The sequence below is a fragment of the Sulfitobacter sp. 1A13368 genome, from assembly GCF_043557275.1.
In the GTDB taxonomy this organism is placed as follows: Bacteria; Pseudomonadota; Alphaproteobacteria; order Rhodobacterales; family Rhodobacteraceae; genus Sulfitobacter; species Sulfitobacter faviae.
Map to the genome: position 1 here is coordinate 82457 of NZ_JBIFFR010000001.1, position 19525 is coordinate 101981.

General features: G+C 63.6%; 15 protein-coding genes. 6 read left to right on the forward strand and 9 right to left on the reverse strand.

Translation table 11 applies throughout. The features are described 5' to 3' along the window. Window positions 1–31: 31 nt before the first annotated feature. The 5 genes from ACGYK4_RS00450 to ACGYK4_RS00470 form a co-directional block, all read right to left on the reverse strand. On the reverse strand, window positions 32–1195 hold the full coding sequence (locus ACGYK4_RS00450; RefSeq protein ID WP_394454688.1) for a M20 aminoacylase family protein: 1164 nt from the start codon (window positions 1193–1195) through the stop codon (window positions 32–34). A gap of 67 nt (window positions 1196–1262) precedes the next feature. Then, a complete protein-coding gene (locus tag ACGYK4_RS00455; RefSeq protein WP_394433138.1) occupies window positions 1263–2429 on the reverse strand; it encodes a M20 aminoacylase family protein in 1167 nt (388 codons plus the stop codon). Between the two features lie 23 nt (window positions 2430–2452). Beyond that, window positions 2453–3799: an NAD(P)/FAD-dependent oxidoreductase gene (locus ACGYK4_RS00460; RefSeq protein WP_394433136.1), complete on the reverse strand. Its 1347-nt coding sequence runs from the start codon at window positions 3797–3799 to the stop codon at window positions 2453–2455. 94 nt (window positions 3800–3893) lie between these two features. Further along, window positions 3894–5057, reverse strand: coding sequence for an acetylornithine deacetylase (argE, locus tag ACGYK4_RS00465; protein WP_394454689.1), 1164 nt, complete (start codon window positions 5055–5057; stop codon window positions 3894–3896). Window positions 5058–5067: 10 nt separating this feature from the next. Next, window positions 5068–6900: an ABC transporter ATP-binding protein gene (locus tag ACGYK4_RS00470; RefSeq protein WP_168612028.1), complete on the reverse strand. Its 1833-nt coding sequence runs from the start codon at window positions 6898–6900 to the stop codon at window positions 5068–5070. Between the two features lie 313 nt (window positions 6901–7213). Here ACGYK4_RS00470 and ACGYK4_RS00475 point away from each other — a divergent pair, with 313 nt between their 5' ends. From ACGYK4_RS00475 to ACGYK4_RS00490, 4 genes are all read left to right on the forward strand, one after another. Continuing rightward, window positions 7214–8935 carry a peptide ABC transporter substrate-binding protein gene (locus ACGYK4_RS00475; RefSeq protein WP_168612027.1) on the forward strand — a complete coding sequence of 574 codons (1722 nt, stop codon included), beginning with the start codon at window positions 7214–7216 and terminating at the stop codon, window positions 8933–8935. Between the two features lie 120 nt (window positions 8936–9055). Beyond that, window positions 9056–10093, forward strand: a complete 1038-nt coding sequence (locus tag ACGYK4_RS00480) for an ABC transporter permease (protein ID WP_067263329.1) — start codon at window positions 9056–9058, stop codon at window positions 10091–10093. Then, a complete protein-coding gene (locus ACGYK4_RS00485) occupies window positions 10086–11084 on the forward strand; it encodes an ABC transporter permease (RefSeq protein WP_394433132.1) in 999 nt (332 codons plus the stop codon). Before ACGYK4_RS00480 ends, ACGYK4_RS00485 begins: the two co-directional genes overlap by 8 nt. A 207-nt stretch (window positions 11085–11291) precedes the next feature. Next, window positions 11292–12365, forward strand: a complete 1074-nt coding sequence (locus tag ACGYK4_RS00490; protein WP_394454690.1) for a YeeE/YedE family protein — start codon at window positions 11292–11294, stop codon at window positions 12363–12365. Here the strand turns inward: ACGYK4_RS00490 and ACGYK4_RS00495 are convergent. The 4 genes from ACGYK4_RS00495 to ACGYK4_RS00510 form a co-directional block, all read right to left on the reverse strand. Then, window positions 12301–13569 (reverse strand): DUF3422 family protein, encoded by a 1269-nt coding sequence (locus tag ACGYK4_RS00495; protein WP_394454691.1) that lies wholly within the window; start codon window positions 13567–13569, stop codon window positions 12301–12303. The genes ACGYK4_RS00490 and ACGYK4_RS00495 overlap by 65 nt on opposite strands. A gap of 210 nt (window positions 13570–13779) precedes the next feature. Then, window positions 13780–15213, reverse strand: coding sequence for an NAD(P)(+) transhydrogenase (Re/Si-specific) subunit beta (locus ACGYK4_RS00500; RefSeq protein ID WP_394454692.1), 1434 nt, complete (start codon window positions 15211–15213; stop codon window positions 13780–13782). 13 nt (window positions 15214–15226) lie between these two features. After that, window positions 15227–16801: a Re/Si-specific NAD(P)(+) transhydrogenase subunit alpha gene (locus tag ACGYK4_RS00505; RefSeq protein ID WP_394454693.1), complete on the reverse strand. Its 1575-nt coding sequence runs from the start codon at window positions 16799–16801 to the stop codon at window positions 15227–15229. A 244-nt stretch (window positions 16802–17045) separates the two neighbouring features. After that, on the reverse strand, window positions 17046–17762 hold the full coding sequence (locus tag ACGYK4_RS00510; protein ID WP_394433124.1) for a hypothetical protein: 717 nt from the start codon (window positions 17760–17762) through the stop codon (window positions 17046–17048). 236 nt (window positions 17763–17998) lie between these two features. Here ACGYK4_RS00510 and ACGYK4_RS00515 point away from each other — a divergent pair, with 236 nt between their 5' ends. After that, window positions 17999–18751, forward strand: a complete 753-nt coding sequence (locus ACGYK4_RS00515; protein WP_394433122.1) for an SDR family NAD(P)-dependent oxidoreductase — start codon at window positions 17999–18001, stop codon at window positions 18749–18751. 44 nt (window positions 18752–18795) lie between these two features. After that, window positions 18796–19383 carry an REP-associated tyrosine transposase gene (locus tag ACGYK4_RS00520; protein ID WP_394454694.1) on the forward strand — a complete coding sequence of 196 codons (588 nt, stop codon included), beginning with the start codon at window positions 18796–18798 and terminating at the stop codon, window positions 19381–19383. The last annotated feature ends 142 nt before the right edge of the window (window positions 19384–19525 follow it).

Sequence of the window (19525 nt, forward strand, 5' to 3'; positions counted from 1 at the left end):
GGGAGGCGCGCTCGCACGTCTTTCGTCGCTATCAGGCCGCCGGCATGCGCTGCTCGACGATGCCTGCCCACCAGCTACAACCCGCCGGAATGGCTTCGTCGTTGAAGTTATACTCCGGGTGGTGCACCGCCGCCGTGTCGCCGTTGCCGACGAGGATATAGGCGCCCGGGCGCTCCTCCAGCATGAAGGCGAAGTCTTCGCCGCCCATCACCAGCGGCGCTTCCTCGCATTGGCCCGAGATCGAGCGCGCCACGTCGGCGGCAAACTCGGTCTGCTCCTCGTGGTTCACCATGACCGGATAGCCGCGATGGTAGGTCACGTCGGCGCTGCCGCCGAAGGTGCCTGCGATGCCGTTGCAGATTTCGTTGATGCGCTTTTCGGCCAGTTCCCGCATCTCGGCGGACATGGTGCGCACGGTGCCTTTGATCTGCACCTTCTGCGGGATCACGTTGAAGGCTTTCGAAGAAGTCTCGAAAGCGGTGACCGACACCACGATCTGCTCCACCGGGTCGGCGTTGCGCGATGTGATGGTTTGCAGCGCGAGCACGGCTTGGGCCGACATCACGGTGGTGTCGACGGTCTCATGCGGCTTGGCAGCATGGCCGCCGCGGCCTTCGAAGGTGATGTCGAACTGATCGGTGGCGGCGAAGAAGGAGCCTGCGCGGATGCCGAAGGAGCCGGTGGGCATGCCCGGCCAGTTGTGCATCCCGTAGACTTCCTGGATGCCCCAACGCTCCATCATGCCGTCTTCGCACATTTCGCGACCACCGCCGCCGCCTTCTTCGGCGGGCTGGAAGATCACCACGACAGTGCCGTCAAAGTTGCGGGTCTCGGCGAGGTATTGCGCGGCACCGAGCAGCATGGCGGTGTGACCGTCATGGCCGCAGGCATGCATCGCGCCGTCGGTCTTGGAGGCATAGTCCAGCCCGGTCTGTTCGTGGATCGGCAGCGCGTCCATGTCGGCGCGCAACCCGATGACCTTGCCCGAGCCGGTCTCCTTACCCTTGATCACGCCAACGACACCGGTGCGGCCGATGCCCTCGACGACTTCGTCGCAGCCGAAGCTGCGCAGCTTTTCGGCCACGGTGGCCGAGGTGCGGTGGGTCTCGAACAGGATCTCGGGGTTTTCATGCAGGTCGCGGCGCCATGCGGTAATGTCGTCATGCAGCTCGGCAAATCGGTTCTTAACGGGCATTTAGGAAGTATCCTCCGGAGTTGGGTTGGGCGCTGTTTTCATGCAGTCGCATTTATCTGCGACATGCTTACGCCCTTGCCAGCCGGTCCTCAACCACCTGCGCGAACCACGAGCAGCCCGCCGGGATCGCGGCATCGTCAAAGTCATATTCCGGGTGATGGACCGTCGCCCCTTCCCCGTTGCCGATCATAATATAGGCACCCGGTCGCGCATTGAGCATATAGGAAAAATCCTCTCCGGCCATGATCGGCGGCGTGTCCCGGTCGGTGCCGGGAGTGACCTTGTCGGCGGCCTCTGCGGCAAAGCGGGTTTGATCGGCGTGGTTGCGGGTGACCGGGTAACCGCGCTGGTAGTCGATCTCGGCCCGGCATTGATGTGCCTCCGCCGTCAGGCGTGTGAGGTCGTGCAGCCGACGCTCGGCCAAATCCTGAACCTCCGGATCCAGCGTGCGCACCGTGCCGCGCAACAGCACCTTATGCGGCAATACGTTGTGGCTGTCGGTGTCGCTGCGCAGGGTGCAGACCGAAACGACGACCTGTTTCAGCGGATCGGTGTTGCGGCTGGCGATGGATTGCAGCGCGATCATCACATGCGCGGCGGCGAGGTTCGTGTCCACCGCCTCATGCGGGGCCGCGGCATGGCCGCCTTGGCCCGTCAGCGTGATGGCAAACTCGTCCGCCGCGGCCAAGAGCGCGCCCTCGCGGATCGCGAATTGCCCCGTGGGGTGGCCGGGCATGTTGTGCATGCCGTAGACCTCATCGATGCCCCAGCGGTCCATCAGCCCTTCCTGCACCATGACATTGCCGCCACCGCCGCCCTCCTCGGCGGGCTGGAAGATCAGCACCACGCGCCCGTCGAAATTGCGCGTCTCCGCGAGGTATTGCGCCGCCCCAAGCAGCATCGCCGTATGACCGTCATGGCCGCAGGCATGCATCTTGCCGGGGTGTTTCGAGGCGTGCGGCAATCCCGTCGCTTCGGTGATCGGCAGCGCGTCCATGTCCGCCCGCAGCCCGATGGTGCGGCCCGAGGTGTTGCTTTGCCCCTCGATCACCGCGACCACGCCGGTCTGGGCGATGCCAGTGGTGATGTCGGTGATGCCGAAGCTGCGCAGCTTCTCCTCGACGAAGCGCGAAGTCTCGGGCAGGTCGAACATGAGCTCCGGGTGTTGGTGAAGGTGACGGCGCCAGGCGGTGATCTCGGCATGGGTCTCGGCAAAGCGGTTCTTGATCGGCATGGAATGTCCTTTTCGAAATATGCTCAGAGCGTCGGGCCAAGGCGGATGGCACTGCCATCGCTGAAACGGTCGGCGCGGAATCTGCGCAGATCATGGCCCGGCGCGTCGCCCATGACCAGAGCCGCCAGCACCCGCCCCATGGCCGGCCCGATGCCAAAGCCGTGGCCCGACATGCCGGTGCCGATCACAAGGCCCGGGATCTGCGCGCAAGCATCCACCACCGGCACGATATCGGGCATCGTGTCGATCATGCCGGCCCATGAGGCGCGGGCGGTGATGGGCGGCAGATCGGGATAGAGCGCGGCAAAACGTTTGCGCGCCCGGCGCTGGGCGCGGTGGTCCGGCATGGGGTCGAGGATGCGCATCGCCTCGAAGGGGCTGTGCGCGTCAGCCGCCCAGTTCCGGGGCGTGCGCCACGCATCGGGAAAGCCGCGCGGGGCCGCGGCGCGCAGACGCTGACCGAAGGGGCTTTGGCGCAGTTGCGGCAGGTAGTGCCGCAGCGCGCGGAAGGCATCGGGGCCGACATAGAGATCGGGACGCCCGCCGGGCGCCAGCGTATAGCCGCCATCGGCGCGGCGGCGGAAGGCAAGACCCGCCTCGGCGGCGGCCCCGGCGTGGACCTCGGGCAGAACATTGGTGGCCAGCACGCTCTCGCGCACCGAAAGCTGCGGCAGGCTGACACCATGGGCACGCAGGAACAGCGCCGACCACGCCCCGCCCGCCAGCACGACCGAGGAACAGCGGATCGCGCCCGCCTCGCTCACCACGCCCGCCACGCGACCAGCGGCGAGGTCAAGGCGCCGCACCGCGCAATTCTCGATGATCTTCACGCCCTCGCTCGCTGCCAATGCCGCCAAGGCGGGCACGGCGACCCAAGGCTCTGCGCGCATGTCGGAGGGGGTAATGAGCGCCCCGGCATAGGTCCCGGCCAGCCCCGGGAAAGCCTTGGCAACTTCGCCCGCGTCCATCAACCGGCTGTCGACGCCGTGGGTCTTGGCATGGGGCAGCCAGTCGGCATAGCCCTGCATCTTGGCTTCGGTCCCCGCCAGATAGGTGACGCCGGTCTGCTGCAGGCCGATGTCGCGGTCGAGTTCTGGCGCAAGCTCACGCCAAAGCCGCGCGGCCTCGACCATGATCGGCAATTCGTCTGAGTCGCGCCCTTGTTGGCGGATCCAGCCCCAGTTGCGGCTGGATTGTTCCGCGGCGATGCGGCCCTTTTCCAAGAGCGTGACCTGTTTGCCTGCGCGGGCCAGAAACAAGGCGGTACAGACGCCGATCACCCCACCGCCGATGACGACGACCTCGCTCTCGCGCGGCGGGGTGCGCGGGTAGCTGGCGGGGGTGGCAAGGGTGATAGGAAAAGCGGACATGCGGACCCCGGTGGCTGACGCCGCGCGGCTGCACCGTGCGGCCGTGAAAAGGACTGCCCCGCGCGGGGCCAGCCACAGGTCTGTCAGGGATGGCTCAGCCCTGCAAGCGGGTCAGCAGACGGCGCATGAAGTCGTGACCGGCCTCGAATTGCGCCACCTCGATAAACTCATTGGGCTGATGCGCCTGCGCGATGTCACCGGGGCCGCAGATCACGGCGGAATAGCCCGCCTCCTGGAACTGCCCGGCCTCGGTGCCGTAGCTCACCTTGTGGCTGGCGTTGTCACCGGTGATCTGGCGCACGATCTGCTCGGCCTCGCCGTCCTTCTCGGGCTGCAGGGCGGGCACGTCGAAGCGGGTCGAGGTTTCGATATAGGTCTCGGGCACCACGTCCTGCATCTGCTTTTCGACCTCACGCACCTTCTTGAGGTAGGCGGTCCCCCATTTGTCTTTGTCCTCGCCCGGCACCACGCGGAAATCCATTGCGAATTTGCAGTCCTTCGCGGTTATGTTATGGGCCGTGCCGCCCTCGATCACGCCGACATGGGCGGTGGTGAAGGGCGGATCGAACATCGCCGCCGTCTCGGTCGGTTTGGCGGCCATGTTATCGCTGTTCACGTCATTGGCCCATTCGATGAGCTTCGCGCCCGCCATAATCGCATTGACCCCGGTGTGCAGCAGCGAGGAATGCACCTCGAACCCCACCAGATGGGTGTTGAAGCCGATGCCGCCCTTGTGGCCGGTCACCGCCTGCATGGTCGAAGGCTCGCCCACGATCACCGCCTTGCCCTTGGGCACTACGCCCTGCATCGCCTCGATCATCGGCGGGGCGCCGGTGCAGCCGATTTCCTCGTCGAAGCTGAGGGCGATCTGCAGCGGGCGTCTGACTTCTGCATAATGCGCCTCGACCAGCGCCCAGATCGCCAGCGCATCAAAGCCCTTCATGTCGCAGGTGCCGCGGCCGTAGTAGCGGCCGTCCTTCTCGGTCACGGTGAAAGGGTCGGTGTCCCAAGCCTGCCCGTCGACCGGCACCACATCCGTGTGCCCCGAGAGCACCACGGCCCCCTCCTCCCACGGGCCGGCATGGGCAAAGAGCGCGTGTTTCGGCTGGTCGGGATCGATGTAGCGGTGGCTCTCGATCCCGTGCGAGGCGAGGTAGTCAGCCACCCAGTCGATCAGCGGGATATTGGTGTCGCGCGACACGGTGGGAAAGCTGATGAGCTTGGTCATCAACTCGAGCGGGGTCAGGCGTTCGGTCATGGGTGTTCTTTCAATAGCCGCTGTCGGTGGTCAGCACATGGTGCCCCGGCTCCACCTCGCGGTAGACCGAAGGCTCGGGCCGGTAACTGACCGGATGGATTGGCGAGGGGATCGGCTTGAAGTTCAGGTCCTTCTCGGACTTGCGGCGGCGCGGATCGGCGATCGGCACGGCCTTCATCAGCGCCTGCGTATAGGGGTGCTGCGGGTTCTCGAAGACCCGCTGGCGCGAGCCCATCTCGACGATGCGGCCCAGATACATGACGCCGACATAGTGGCTGACGCGTTCGACCACGGCCATGTCGTGGCTGATGAACAAGAACGACAGTTCCATCTCGGCCTGAAGCTCCATCATCAGGTTCAGCACCTGCGCCTGCACAGACACGTCCAGCGCCGAGACCGCCTCGTCCGCGATGATCAGCTTGGGGTTCAGCGCGAGCGCGCGGGCGATGGCCACGCGCTGGCGCTGGCCGCCCGAAAGCTCATGCGGGAAGCGGCGCATGAAGCTGCGCGGCAGTTCCACGCGGTCGAAGAGCATCTCGATCCGCTTATTGATCTCACCGCCCTTGAGCGTGCCGAAATTGTGGATCGGCTCGGCCACCTGATCGGCCAGCTGCATCTGCGGGTTGAGCGAGGCGAAGGGGTCTTGGAAGATCATCTGCATGTCGAGCCGTGCGGTGCGCAGCGCCGATTGGTCCAGCGACATGATGTCGACGCCGTCGAGGTTCACCTCCCCCGACATCGGCTCCACCAGCCGCAGGATCGAGCGCCCTGCGGTGGATTTGCCGCAGCCCGATTCGCCGACGAGGCTGAGCGTCTGGCCCTTGTTGAGCGAAAACGACAGGTCCTCGACCGCGTGCACATTGGCCACGGTGCGGCGCAGGAAACCGCCCTGCACCGGGAAGCGCGTGGTGAGGTTCTTGACCGAGAGAAGCGTCTCTTCGCGGCCCTTGATCGGCACGATCTCCTTGTCGGGTGTGCCCAAGAGTTTCATCGGCTCGGGGTATGGCTTGCCCGTCATCTCGCCGAGCTTCGGCACGGCGGCCAGAAGCGCCTTGGTATAGGGGTGCTGCGGGTTCTCGAAGATCTCCTCGACGGTGCCTTCTTCGACCTTCTTGCCACGGAACATGACGACCACACGGTCGGCCATCTGCGCCACCACGGCCATGTCGTGGGTAATGAACATCACCGCCGTCCCGGTCTCGCGCTTAAGCCGATCCATCAGGGCGAGGATCTCGGCCTGAATGGTCACGTCGAGCGCGGTGGTGGGCTCATCGGCGATCAAGAGGCGCGGCTCACAGGCCAGCGCCATAGCGATCACCACACGCTGGCGCATGCCGCCCGAAAGTTCGTGGGGGTATTGCTTGAGGCGGCGCTCCGGCTCGGGGATGCGGACCTGTTTCATCAGTTCCAGCGCCCGGGCCTCGGCCTCTTTGCGGGTCATGTTCAGATGCAGGCGCAGCCCTTCGGTCATCTGCTTGCCGATGGTGAAGACCGGGTTCAGCGCGGTCATCGGCTCTTGGAAGATCATGCCGATCTCATTGCCGCGAATCTTGCGCATCAGATTGCCGCCGCTGGCCGCGAGATCGACCTGCCCTTCTTCACCGCGCTCAAAAAGCAGGCGACCGCCTGCAATTTCACCGCCGCCATACTCGACCAGTCGCATCAGCGACAGAGAGGACACCGATTTGCCCGATCCTGATTCTCCGACCACGCAAACCGTCTCACCGGGATTGATGTCGAAACTGACATCCTCAACACCGACCACGGGGCCATCTTTGGTTTGAAATTCGACGCGCAGGCCCTGAATTTGGGCGATTGGCGCCCCATTGGTGTGATCCAGCATCTGTTTCCCTGTTGTTTTTATTGGCGCAGATTTTGCCCGACGCTACGGCGAATGTCACGAGACTGTCAAACCTGACGCGCAGAGTTCGAGCTTTGTCATAATTGCGCCACGTCCGCCCTTGCAATTTCCGGCAAACCTGTTTCGATATAGCCCATGCGGTTTGGAAAGAGCGCTTCGATCACAGGTTGAATATTGCTTGTTTTGTTATGTTTAGCTGGCGAAGCTCATGTTCTTTCTGGGGCGACAACAACAAGGCGGGGAACATCCCGTCGACAATAAGCGGCACGCCCACGTGTCCAACATGGAGTAAGATATGAAATTGAAGACCCTATTGATGGGGGCTGTCGCATCGACGGCGCTTGCCCCTATGGCCTTTGCCGAAGCCCATGAGGGCGAGCGGGGCCGCGACGGCGAAGTCAAGATCATCTATTGGCAGGCGCCTTCGATCCTGAACCCCTATCTGTCGAGCGGCACAAAAGACGTCGAAGCCTCCTCGCTGGTTCTCGAACCGCTGGGCCGCTACGACCAGAACGGCGCGCTGGTGCCCTATCTGGCGACCGAGATTCCGACGCTGGAAAACGGCGGCGTGAGCGAAGACCTCAAGACCATCACATGGAAGCTGAAAGACGGGCTGATGTGGTCCGACGGCACCCCCGTCACCGCCAATGACGTCAAGTTCACCGCCGATTACTGCATGAACCCCGAAGGCGGCTGTGCGCAGCTGGCCAAATTCGAAGGTGTCTCCTCGGTCGACGTGGTCGATGACCAGACAGTCAAAGTTACCTTCTCCGAGCCGATGCCGAACCCCTACGGCCCCTTCATGGGCGGCCAATCCCCGATCATTCAGGCGGCACAGTTTGCCGATTGTACCGGCGCCAAAGCGCCTGAGTGCACCGAGGCCAACTTCAACCCCATTGGCACCGGCCCCTTCACCGTCACCGAGTTCCGCCCGAACGACGTGATCACCATGGCCGCGAACGAGAATTACCGCGACCCCAGCAAGCCTGCCTTCGCCACGCTGACCTTCAAAGGCGGCGGTGACGCGACAGCGGCGGGCCGAGCCGTGATGGAAACGGGTGAGTTCGACTACGCCTGGAACCTGCAGCTGGCCCCTGATGTCATCGCCAAGATGGCCGAAGGCGGCAAGGGCAAGCCCATGTCGGCTTTCGGCACGCTGGTTGAGCGTCTTGAGCTGAACATGACCGATGCCTCGCCAGACCTTCCCGAAGGTGAACGCGCCACAGCTAAACATCCGCACCCGATCCTGAGCGATGAGAAAGTGCGCCGGGCGCTCTCCATGGCGATCGACCGCGAACTGCTGGTCGAGGTCGGCTACGGCCAAGCGGGCCGCGCCACCTGCAACATGGTGCCTGCGCCTGAGCTCTACGCCTCGGACAACACCGACTGTCTGACCCAAGACATCGAAGGCGCCAAGGCGCTCTTGGACGAAGCGGGCTGGGTTGACAGCGATGGCGACGGTGTGCGCGAGAAGGATGGCGAGAAACTGTCCCTGCTCTACCAGACCTCGACCAACGCCGTGCGTCAGGACTTCCAAGCGCTGATCAAGGATTGGTGGAGCCAGATCGGTGTTGAAACCGAGTTGCGCAACATCGACTCTTCGGTCTTCTTCGGCGGTGACCCCGGTTCGACCGACACGTTCCAGCGTTTCTATGCAGACGTTGAAATGTACGCCAACAACTTCGACGGCACCGACCCGCAGAGCTACCTTGCCCAGCGGACCTGCGCCAAGTTCCCCAGCCCCGAGACACAGTGGCAGGGCGAAAACATCAACCGCTTCTGTAACGAAGAGTATGATGCGATGGTGGCCGAACTGGGCCGCACCGGCGAAATGGAAAAGCGTGGCGAACTGGCCAAGAAGCTAAACGACATGCTGACCAAAGACAGCTACTCGATCCTGCCGCTGGTGGACCGTGGCCGCGTCTCGGCTGCTTCCAACACCCTTGGTGGCGTTGTGCTGAACACATGGGACTCCGAGCTGTGGAATGCCGCCGATTGGTACCGCATGGAAGAGTGATCTAGGACGGAGGCGCGGCAGGCCCGCGCCTCCCTTCAACGACCTTCGGGGGTGTGCGTCATCCGCGCGCCCCCGTCTCGCCCCCACCCCCTCACAGACTGACCTACAAAGGCGACGCCCATGTTGACCTTCACCATCCGACGACTTCTTTTGTCGATCCCGACGCTTTTGTTTATCAGCCTGGTGATTTTCCTGCTGCTGCAACTCGCCCCCGGCGACCCGATGGCCCAAGTGCCGCTCACGGTCCCGCCCGAGGTGAAAGAGAAGATGCGCGAAGCGCTCGGCCTCGGCCAGCCGATCTATATCCAATATTGGAAATGGCTCGTGCAGGTCTTTTGGATCGAGCCGCAGGTTTTCATCGACTATCTGACCAACCACTCCGCCCTGTTCAGCTGGCTGCCCGATACGGCGCTTTCCGAAGGCAAGCTGCGCGTCATCTCGTGGCAGACCCGCTCGCCCGTGATGGACATCGTGATCCAGCGCATGCCGCAGACCCTCTGGGTCGTGGGACTGGCCTATATCGTCGGCATCGTCATCGCGATCCCCATCGGCATTTACTCGGCTTACCGGCACTATTCGGTCTTCGATCAGGCCGGGACGTTCATTACCATGATTGGCTTTTCGATCCCGCCCTTCTTTACCGGGCCGCTGCTCATCGTGATCTTCTCGGTCTCTCTCGGCTGGCTGCCGTCGATCTATGACACGACCCATGTTGTGAACGATTGGGAGAGCTTCAAGGTGCAGTTCTTCCAGATGATCATGCCGGTGATGGTGCTGGCGCTGCAAACCACGGCGCAGATCAGCCGCTACATGCGTGGTGCCATGCTCGACAACCTCAACCAAGACTACGTGCGCACCGCCCGCGCCAAGGGGCTGAAGGAAAGCGTCGTGGTCATGGTGCATGTGCTGCGCAACTCGATGATCCCAGTGGTCACCGTTATCGCGCTTGGCATGCCCGCGATCTTTGGCGGCGCCATCATCACCGAGAACGTCTTTAAGGTGAACGGCATCGGCCAACTGCTGCTGACCGCGCTACGCGCCAACGACCTGCCGATGGTGATGACCCTAACCTTCATCTTCGCGGTGCTGATCGTGCTGTTCAACCTGATCGCAGATATCCTCTACGGCCTGCTTGACCCAAGGATCCGTTATGACTGAGCAACCCATTCCCGCAAGCCCGGTCGAAGCCGACCTCGAGTTCATGAAGGCCCTGCAAGACAAGGGCCCGCAAAAACCGCCGCGCAGCCAATGGCGCGATGTTTGGGACCAGTTCCGCAAACACAAGGGCGCGCTTTTCGGCGGTGGTTTCCTGATCTTCATCACACTGGCCGTGATCTTTGGCCCCTATCTGTGGGACATCGACGCCAAGAAGCTGGACATCCGCAACAAGAACTGGCGGCCGATCTATACCCTGCTGTGGGATGGCGATGCCAAGGCGGGCTGGGCGCATCCCTTCGGCACCGACCAGTTGGGCCGCGACATCCTTGCGCAGATGCTCTTTGGCGGGCGGGTGTCGATGGCCGTGGGCTGGATGGCGATGGTGCTGGCGCTGATCATCGGCACCGCCGTCGGCGTGCTCTCGGGTTTTTTCAAACGCATGGACTTCTGGCTGATGCGGTTCACCGACCTGATCCTCAGCTTGCCGATCCTGCCTCTGGTCCTGCTCGCCGTGACGCTCTTTGGCCAACCGCTGCGGGCGCAGTTCGGGCCGGAGGGTGGCATGTTCATCCTCATCGTCTCGGTCATCAGCCTGACCTCTTGGATGCAAACCGCGCGGATCGTGCGCGGCGACATCCTCGCGCTGAAAGAGCGTGAGTTCATCCTCGCCGCGCGCTCCATCGGGACGACGCCGGGCAAGATCATCCGCCGCCACCTGCTGCCCAACGTGATCTCGCCCATCATGGTCTCGGCCACCCTTGGCCTCGCCACGGCAATCATCACCGAAAGCGCGCTGAGCTTCCTTGGCGTCGGCTTTCCCTCGGACTTCCCCACATGGGGCAAGCAACTGGCCGATGCCGTGGACCGGATGCAAGAGTTCCCCGAGCGGGTGATGCTGCCGGGCATCGCCATTTCGCTGACGGTGCTTGCGGTGAACTACCTCGGCGACGGTCTGCGCGACGCGCTGGACCCGCGCATCCGCGGACGCTGAGCAAAATAAGAACCGACCGGCCCCTGCCCCCTGAGGCGGGGGCCGATTGTTTCGCGCCCCTTGACGCAGGGTGAACAGCGTCGCCCCTTTTCCCATCAATGCGGAATTTAATTCACCCCTCTGGGGATCGGCCCTGTGCGCTTTCACTTGATTGTGACCCGCAGCCGCTCCAAATGGGAAATAATTCCGTTTTCGAGGGTTTTCGCGATGTTTGAGTCTTTCGGCTTTGAAGAGACGACAGCAAAAGAGGCGTCCGTTCTGCTGGCGGCCCTCATCGGGCTGGCGTTCGGCGTGCTGGCGCAGCGCACGCGGTTTTGCTTTCGCCGCAGCCTCGTGGGCGAAGACCGACGCCAAGCGCTTGGCATCTGGCTGACCGCACTGGCGCTGGCGGTGATCGGCACGCAGGCCGCCGTGGCCGCCGGGTGGATCAATTTTGACGCGCATCGCTTTATGACCAGTGACGTGCCGTTTCTGGCGATTGGCATCGGCGGGCTGCTCTTTGGCGCGGGCATGGTGCTGACACGCGGCTGCATCTCGCGCCTCACGGTGCTGACAGGCGGCGGCAACCTGCGCGCGGCGCTGGTGGTGCTGGTCTTTGCCGTGGTGGCCCATGCGACGCTGAAAGGCGTCTTGGCACCGCTGCGCGTAGCACTCGGCTCCGTCACCGTAAATATGGGAGAGAACGTGAGCCTCGCCGCCCTGCCCGGCGGTGCGCTGCTCTGGGCCGGTGTGATCGCCGTGGCGGCGCTGGCCTATGCGCTGCGCTCGGGCAACCGTCCGGGGCAATTGGCGATGGCGGCGCTGATCGGTCTCTTGGTCCCCGCCGCATGGGTGGGCACCGGGTTCATCCTGCTTGATGAATTCGACCCGATCGCGATGGAAAGCCTCAGCTTCACCTCCCCCTCCGCCGATACGCTGTTCTGGACCATCGCCAGCAGTTCAATCCCCGCAGGCTTTGGCACCGGGCTATTGGGCGGCGTTTTTGTCGGTGCGCTGATCGCCAGCCTTTTCGCGCGGGAGTTCCGGTGGCAGAGCTTTGACGCCCCCCGCCAGACCGGGCGCTACCTGACCGGGGCCGCCATGATGGGCGTGGGCGGCGTGTTGGCCGGGGGCTGCACCTTGGGCGCGGGGCTCTCCGGCGTGCCGACGCTTTCGGTCGCAGCCATCGAGGCCATCGTGATGATCGCTTTGGGCGGCTTGGCCATGCAGGCGCTGCTCAACCGATCTTCCGCCGCAGACGGCGCAGCGTCCACCACACGCCAAGCACAACCGGCAGAGTGACGGCGGCGGTCAGCAGCCCTTTGCTGACCCCCAGCGGCGCAGCAAGCGGGTAGAGCAGATAGCCCGCCAGCGACACCGCGTAATAGCTGATCGCCACGACCGACAGCCCCTCTACGGTGTGTTGCAGCCGCAGTTGCAGATCGGCGCGGCGGTCCATACTGGCAAGGATCGCTTGGTTCTGGGCCGAGCGTTCCACATCCACCCGCGTCCGCAAAAGATCCGCGGCCCGCAGTGCCCGCGCGGCGAGGGTCTGCAAGCGCGTCTCGGTCGATTTCACCGTGCGCATCGCGGGCGCATAGCGGCGCATCATGAACTCGCCAAAGCCCTGCCGCCCCAGAAAACGCGCCTCACGCAGGGCCGAGATACGTTCATAGACGATGGCCTCATAGGCGCCCGTGGCGGCGAAACGATAGGCGGTCTCTGCCGTCAGCGCCTCCAGTGCGACCGACACGTCCAAAAGCGCGTGCAGCGTTTCCTCAGCCGCCGTGCCCGCCCCGCTGCGCATCGCCCCCATGAGCGTCGAGAGCTGCCCGTCCAGATCGTTCAACGCCCCGGCCATGTCGCGCGCCTGCATGAACCCCAGCATCGACATCGCCTTATAGGTCTCGATCTCGCAGAGCCGCTGCACGATCCGCCCAATCCGCCGCTGGCCTGTCGTGGCATCGGTAAAAAGCGCGAGGCGCAGATGGCCTGCGGGATCAATCCGAAAGTCGCTGGCCACCACCGCCGCCCCATCCAGCACCTCCGCCACGGCGAGGCTTTCGGGCACGAACCAGTCTTGCAAATGCGCCGCGATCTCATCGTCGGCTTCCGGCTTCGGCAGCACCGCAAGCAGGGCCGAGGTGATCCGCTCCCCCTGCACCTTGGCCAGCCAATCCTCTGGGAAGGCGTCGAAATCCGTGGCCGCGAAAGGTAAGCTCCGGCCCGAGGGGGCGATAACCGTATAGGTGACGAACTCGGTATGCTGCTCCCATTTCAGGGTGAAGCGGCCCATCTCTCCGTAATAATGCGTGGCCGCCGCATCGGCACGCGGGGCGCCGTAATGGGCCAGCAGCGCGTTCAACTCGGCCTGCGGCACGGCATCGGGCGCGGGTTTCACCGCCAGAAAGGCAACCCGAGAGGGCGCAGCAAGCTGCGGAAACGGGCGGGCGTGAATTTCGCCGGTAAGGGCAAGCCGCTGCGGGTGGTCTTTGATCGGGGCCATGACGGGGTCCGCTGTTGGGTGTATCCCGTCAAGAATAGCGTCATTGCCGCCGATGAACAGTGAAAAATCACGTCTTTTCAAAGGGTTGCTGCATACCGAGGTATACCGCAAGGCCATAACGGCAAACGCCCCACCGTTTCCGGCGGGGCGCTCATGCGGTGGGCTGGGAATGTTGCAAAAATTCCCGGCCGTTTTCTTTAAAAGAAAACGTTAGTCGATCAGCGGCAGCAACTTGTCGAGGCTGGCCTTGGCATCACCGTAGAACATGCGCGTATTCTCCTTAAAGAACAGCGGGTTCTCAATGCCGGAATAGCCCGTGCCCTGCCCGCGCTTGGAGACGATGACGGTCTTCGCCTTCCAGCATTCCAGCACCGGCATCCCGGCGATGGGGCTATTGGGATCGTCCTGTGCGGCGGGGTTCACGATGTCGTTGGAGCCGATGACGATGGCGACGTCGGTCTCGGGGAAGTCTTCGTTGATCTCCTCCATCTCCATCACGATGTCATAGGGCACCTTGGCCTCGGCCAAGAGCACGTTCATATGCCCGGGCAGACGGCCCGCCACCGGGTGGATGGCGAAACGCACGTTCTTGCCCTTGGCGCGCAGCTTCTTGACCAGATCGCTGACTGCGCCCTGTGCCTGTGCCACCGCCATGCCGTAGCCGGGGATGATGATGACACTGTCGGCCTCGTTAAGCGCCTGTGCCACACCGTCGGCCTCAATCGCCACCTGCTCGCCCTCGACCTCCATCGCGGGGCCAGAGGTGCCGCCAAAGCCGCCCAGGATGACGCTGATGAACGAGCGGTTCATCGCCTTGCACATGATGTAGCTGAGGATCGCACCCGAGGAGCCGACCAGCGCGCCGACCACGATCAGAAGATCGTTGCCGAGCGAGAAGCCAATCGCCGCTGCGGCCCAGCCGGAGTAGCTGTTCAGCATGGAGACAACCACCGGCATATCCGCGCCGCCGATGCCCATGATTAGGTGATACCCGATGAACAGCGCCGCCAGCGTCATGACAAACAGCGGCAGGAAGCCCCCGGTGTTGAAGTACCAGATCAGGCACAGAAGCGAGATCAGCGCGGCACCGGCATTGAGCAGGTGACCGCCCGGCAGTTTCGTCGCGGCAGAGCTGACACGGCCTGCGAGCTTGCCATAGGCGATAACGGAGCCGGTGAAGGTCACCGCACCGATGAAGACGCCGAGAAACAGCTCAACCCGCAGGATCGCGATCTCGACGCCGTCCTTCTTGGCCAGCAGCGCGGCAAAGCCTTCGGTCGCCTTGCGTGCGGTGTCGTCCATCGCCAGCACGTTGCCCAGTTCGATATGGGCGTTGTAGCCGACGAAGACGGCGGCGAGGCCCACAAGACTGTGCATCGCCGCGACAAGCTCGGGCATCTGCGTCATCTGCACGCGGGTGGCCAGCTGGTAGCCGATGGCACCACCGGCGGCGATCAGGATGAGCGAAAGGAGCCACAGCCCCGCCCCCGGCCCGATCAGCGTGGCGATGACCGCCAGCGCCATGCCGGCGATGCCGTACCATACCGCGCGTTTCGCGCTTTCCTGCCCCGACAAACCGCCAAGCGACAGGATGAAAAGAACCGCTGCGACCACATAGGCCGCTGTCGTGAATCCGTATTCCATGATGCTCGCTCCTTCAGGATTTCTGGAACATGGCGAGCATGCGCCGTGTTACGAGGAAGCCGCCGAAAATGTTGATCCCACACATGAAGACCGACAGGGCAGCAAGTAGGATCACCAGCCAAGAGCCTGAGCCGATCTGCATCAGCGCGCCCAGAATGATGATCGAGGAGATCGCGTTGGTCACCGCCATCAGCGGCGTGTGCAGGCTGTGCGCCACGCCCCAGATGACTTGGAAACCGACGAAGACCGCCAGAACGAAGACGATGAAGTGCTGCATGAAGCTGGCGGGGGCCACGAGGCCCACACCCAGCAGCAGTGCCGCACCCACGGCCAGCAGCGTGACCTGGTTCTTGGTCTGCTGCTTGAAGGCCGCCAGTTCCTCGGCGTGCTTTTCCTCGGGCGTCTTTTCCTTCGGCTTTTCCTTCTTCGGCGCCGCCGCGATGGCCGCGACCTTGGGCGGTGGCGGCGGGAAGGTCACTTCCTTCTCGTGGGTGATGGTGGCACCGCGGATGACATCATCTTCCATGTCGTGGTTGATGACCCCGTCCTTCTCGGGCGTGAGGTCCGCCATCAGGTGACGGATGTTGGTGGCGTAAAGCGTCGAGGCCTGCGTCGCCATGCGCGAGGGGAAGTCGGTATAGCCGATGATGGTCACGCCATTCTCGGTGACGATCTTCTCGTCCATCTTGGTGAGCTTGCAGTTGCCGCCCTTCTCGGCGGCAAGGTCCACGATCACGGAGCCGGGCTTCATCGCCTGCACCATGTCCTCGGTCCAAAGCTCCGGCGCCTCGCGGTTGGGGATCAGCGCCGTGGTGATGACGATGTCCACATCCGGCGCCAACTCGCGGAACTTGGCGAGCTGTGCTTCACGGAATTCGGGAGAGGAAACAGAGGCATAGCCGCCCGAGGCGGAGCCATCCTGCTGCTCTTCCTCGAAGTCGAGATAGACGAACTCGGCGCCCATCGATTCGACCTGTTCGGCCACTTCGGGGCGCACGTCGAAGGCCAGCGTGATCGCACCGAGCGAGGTTGACGTGCCGATGGCGGCAAGGCCCGCGACGCCCGCGCCGACGACCAGCACCTTGGCCGGGGGCACCTTGCCCGCCGCGGTGATCTGACCGGTGAAGAAACGACCGAAGTTGTTGCCCGCCTCGATCACCGCGCGGTAGCCCGCGATGTTCGCCATGGACGAAAGCGCGTCCATCTTCTGTGCACGGCTGATGCGCGGGACCATGTCCATCGCCATGACGGTCGCGCCCTTCTGGGCGGCGGCCTCCATCAGCTCGGTATTGCCGGCGGGGTTGAACATGGAGATCAGCGTCTGGCCTGCGCGCAGGTGCTTTACCTCATCCTCAGAGGGCGGGCGCACCTTGGCGACCACATCGGCGGCCTCGTAAAGCGCGGCGGCGGATTGCACCACCTCGACATCCGCGGCTTCATAGGCGGCATCGTCAAAGCCCGCAGCCGCCCCGGCGCCCGTCTCGATGACGCAGCTATGCCCGAGCTTTTGCAGTTGCAGCGCGCTTTCCGGGGTCATCGCGACCCGGTTCTCGCCCTCAAATATTTCTTTTGGTGTCCCGATCTTCAAACCAAGAGTCCCCCTTTGCTGGCCCGTCGCGCCGCTCTGGCGCAACTTTGTTAGTCAGAGCGATAGCGCGCGCGCAGCAATAGTACAAGCAAACCGCGGGGTGAAACGGTGCAAAATTGCTGCACCGCGACATCGGAAGAACGGTTTGCTGTTTTCGGCGCAGAGATAGAACAGCCGTTCCACCCCGCGCCAGTAGCATGGCCCGAGGGCCATGCCGAAGTGTCAAACGACGGCTAAGTCGCGATCAAAGACCGGGGATCAGACGCGCCAAGCCGCGCTGGTCGAAGGTGGTGCCACGATCCGCGCCGAAGTTGATCTCACCGCCCAGACCGACGAAGGGCTCGGACTCGCTGATGCTGCCCACGTCCACCTTAGCAGACCCGACTTCCAAGAACAGATTGGTGGTCGGGGAAACCTCACGATCGAGCCGCATGGCAAAACGCGACAGGTCGTCTCCATCGCTGCCTAGCCGATCATAGGAGCCGCTGATGCCAAAGCCTTCGGCCAGCGCATAACGCGCCTTGATACCGCCAAGCGTGCCGTCGCCTGCATCGGTATCGACATGGGCCAGATAGCCTTCGAAGTCCCAATCCAGCATTTCATAGCCTGCTTCGAGACCCAAGATATCCGCATCTCCGCCCAAGGCTTCCTCCCGGGTGTAGAAGGCCCCGAAAGAGGTTGCTTCATCCCAGTGGTAAATGCCGTGCAGGCCCAGCAAATGGCTGTCTTCATCGACAAAGTCGAAGTCGCTGTAACCGGCGTCGAACTGCAAGCTAAGGTTGCGGTTAAAGCCAAGCTCTACCGACCCATCAATGCCAAGCCGGCTGAAATCGGTGTCGTCCGCGAATGCGGAATAGGAAAGCCCGACCGATCCGCCCGTCACTTCGACCGCCTGCGCTGTGGTTGCCCCAAAAGCGAGGGCTGCGGAAAGGGCGAGAACTGAAAATTCTATGTGTTTCATATTACTGCTCCAATGGTTCTGGCAAGGCCCTGTCATCAGGTTACCCATCCGACCAGTGCGCCAAGGCGGCGAGCGCTGCAATAGTCAGGCGTAAGGCTTCCGCAAATGTGATCGGCGGGCGGCAAGATTTGGCCTATCGCCGTGCCAGCCGCCCCGCACATAACGCCCCGTCATGACAAGCTGCCTATTGTACTGCCGCCCCCTCCGCGCCACCCTGCCCGCAAAGGGGAGGCTTTATGACGCTGAAAGACAAACACGCATTCATCACCGGCGGCGGCACAGGCATCGGGCTGGCCATCGCGCAGGACTTGGCCGCCAAGGGCGCGAAGGTCACCATCACCGGGCGGCGGCAGGAGGTGCTCGACGCCGTGTCGGGCAATGGCATCAGCGGCATGGCGATGGACGTGCGCGACGAGGCGCAGGTCACCGACACCATCGCCCGCGCGGTCGAGGCAAATGGCCCGGTGCAAATCTGCCTGGCCAATGCGGGCGTGGCCGAAGGCCGGTCACTGCATAAAACCGACCTCGATTTTTGGCGCGACATGATGGCGACCAATCTCGACGGGGCCTTTCTCACCATCCGCGAGAGCCTGAAATCCATGCGCCAGACCGATTGGGGCCGGGTCATCGCCGTTTCCTCCATGGCCGGGCTGCGCGGCCTGCCGGGGGCGGCTTGCTACTCGGCCTCGAAACACGGGATGATCGGGCTGATCCGCTCGCTCAGCGAAGATTACATGGGCCAACCCTTTACCTTCAACGCGCTCTGCCCCGGTTACGTCGATACCGAGATCATCGCGCGCAACACGCAAGCGATCTCCAAACGCGCCGGGCTGTCCGAGGAAAAGGCCCGCGATGTCATGGTCAACGCCAACCGCCACAAACGCCTGATCGCCCCCTCGGAAGTGGCCGCTGCGGCGGCATGGCTGGTCGGCGAAGGCTCCGAAAGCGTCAACGGCCAGTCGATCGAGATCGCTGGCGGGCAAATGTAGCGGCGTTAAGGTTGCTTTAACCAAGCTGGGCCAAGCTCAGGGCCATGAGAGACAGCCTTCCATCCTATGGCCCGAACAGCTATTTCTTTACCCTGCGCCTCGCGCGGCGCGATGATGATGCGCTGCTGCGGCATATCACGGCCCTACGCCAAGCGATGCGTGAGACTTTGGCGCGTAAACCGTTCCGGATCGATGCCATCGCCATCTTGCCGGATGTGCTCCATACGGTCTGGACCCTGCCGCCCGACGACACCGATTACGGCAATCGGATCGGCATGTGGAAGGGGCGGTTTTCCCGCCATCTCCCCCCGGCCCCGCATCGCAGTCTGCGGCAGATCAAACGGGGCGAGAAAGGGATTTGGCAGCGGCGATTCTGGGAGCATCGGATCCGCGACCCCGCGGATTTTGAACGGCATTGCAGCTTGGTGCACCTCAGCCCCGTGCATGCAGGCTATTGTGACCGTCCTGAGGCTTGGCCTTACAGCTCCTATCGCCGCGCCTGTTCACGTCCGGCAGCGCCTCAGGGCGCGAAAGCGGGGCCGCTAGAGGAGGACGCGGTTTTGGATGATGATGTAACGCCGCTGAACCACGCGGCCCCAGCTGTTGCGCCATTGAGCGGGCTGCACAGTTGAAAGGCGTCGAGGCAAGGCACCCGTTAGCGGCGCGATCGGGGTCGCGGGGGATCGACAGAACGACTGCGTCGCGATGCAGGCTGCCGCGCCCCGAGAAGCGCGGCGCGCGTTTATCGAGAGTGCAACGCGCGCGCCCTGCGCC

Excerpts from the sequence above, each read along its gene's own strand:
- ACGYK4_RS00470 (WP_168612028.1), bottom strand. The coding sequence starts at position 6,900 with ATGCTGGATCACACCAATGGGGCGCCAATCGCCCAAATTCAGGGCCTG.
- ACGYK4_RS00490 (WP_394454690.1), top strand. The coding sequence starts at position 11,292 with ATGTTTGAGTCTTTCGGCTTTGAAGAGACGACAGCAAAAGAGGCGTCC.
- ACGYK4_RS00455 (WP_394433138.1), bottom strand. The coding sequence starts at position 2,429 with ATGCCGATCAAGAACCGCTTTGCCGAGACCCATGCCGAGATCACCGCC.
- ACGYK4_RS00450 (WP_394454688.1), bottom strand. The coding sequence starts at position 1,195 with ATGCCCGTTAAGAACCGATTTGCCGAGCTGCATGACGACATTACCGCA.
- argE (WP_394454689.1), bottom strand. The coding sequence starts at position 5,057 with ATGACCGAACGCCTGACCCCGCTCGAGTTGATGACCAAGCTCATCAGC.
- ACGYK4_RS00475 (WP_168612027.1), top strand. The coding sequence starts at position 7,214 with ATGAAATTGAAGACCCTATTGATGGGGGCTGTCGCATCGACGGCGCTT.
- ACGYK4_RS00515 (WP_394433122.1), top strand. The coding sequence starts at position 17,999 with ATGACGCTGAAAGACAAACACGCATTCATCACCGGCGGCGGCACAGGC.
- ACGYK4_RS00520 (WP_394454694.1), top strand. The coding sequence starts at position 18,796 with ATGAGAGACAGCCTTCCATCCTATGGCCCGAACAGCTATTTCTTTACC.
- ACGYK4_RS00480 (WP_067263329.1), top strand. The coding sequence starts at position 9,056 with ATGTTGACCTTCACCATCCGACGACTTCTTTTGTCGATCCCGACGCTT.
- ACGYK4_RS00495 (WP_394454691.1), bottom strand. The coding sequence starts at position 13,569 with ATGGCCCCGATCAAAGACCACCCGCAGCGGCTTGCCCTTACCGGCGAA.
- ACGYK4_RS00460 (WP_394433136.1), bottom strand. The coding sequence starts at position 3,799 with ATGTCCGCTTTTCCTATCACCCTTGCCACCCCCGCCAGCTACCCGCGC.
- ACGYK4_RS00500 (WP_394454692.1), bottom strand. The coding sequence starts at position 15,213 with ATGGAATACGGATTCACGACAGCGGCCTATGTGGTCGCAGCGGTTCTT.
- ACGYK4_RS00510 (WP_394433124.1), bottom strand. The coding sequence starts at position 17,762 with ATGAAACACATAGAATTTTCAGTTCTCGCCCTTTCCGCAGCCCTCGCT.
- ACGYK4_RS00485 (WP_394433132.1), top strand. The coding sequence starts at position 10,086 with ATGACTGAGCAACCCATTCCCGCAAGCCCGGTCGAAGCCGACCTCGAG.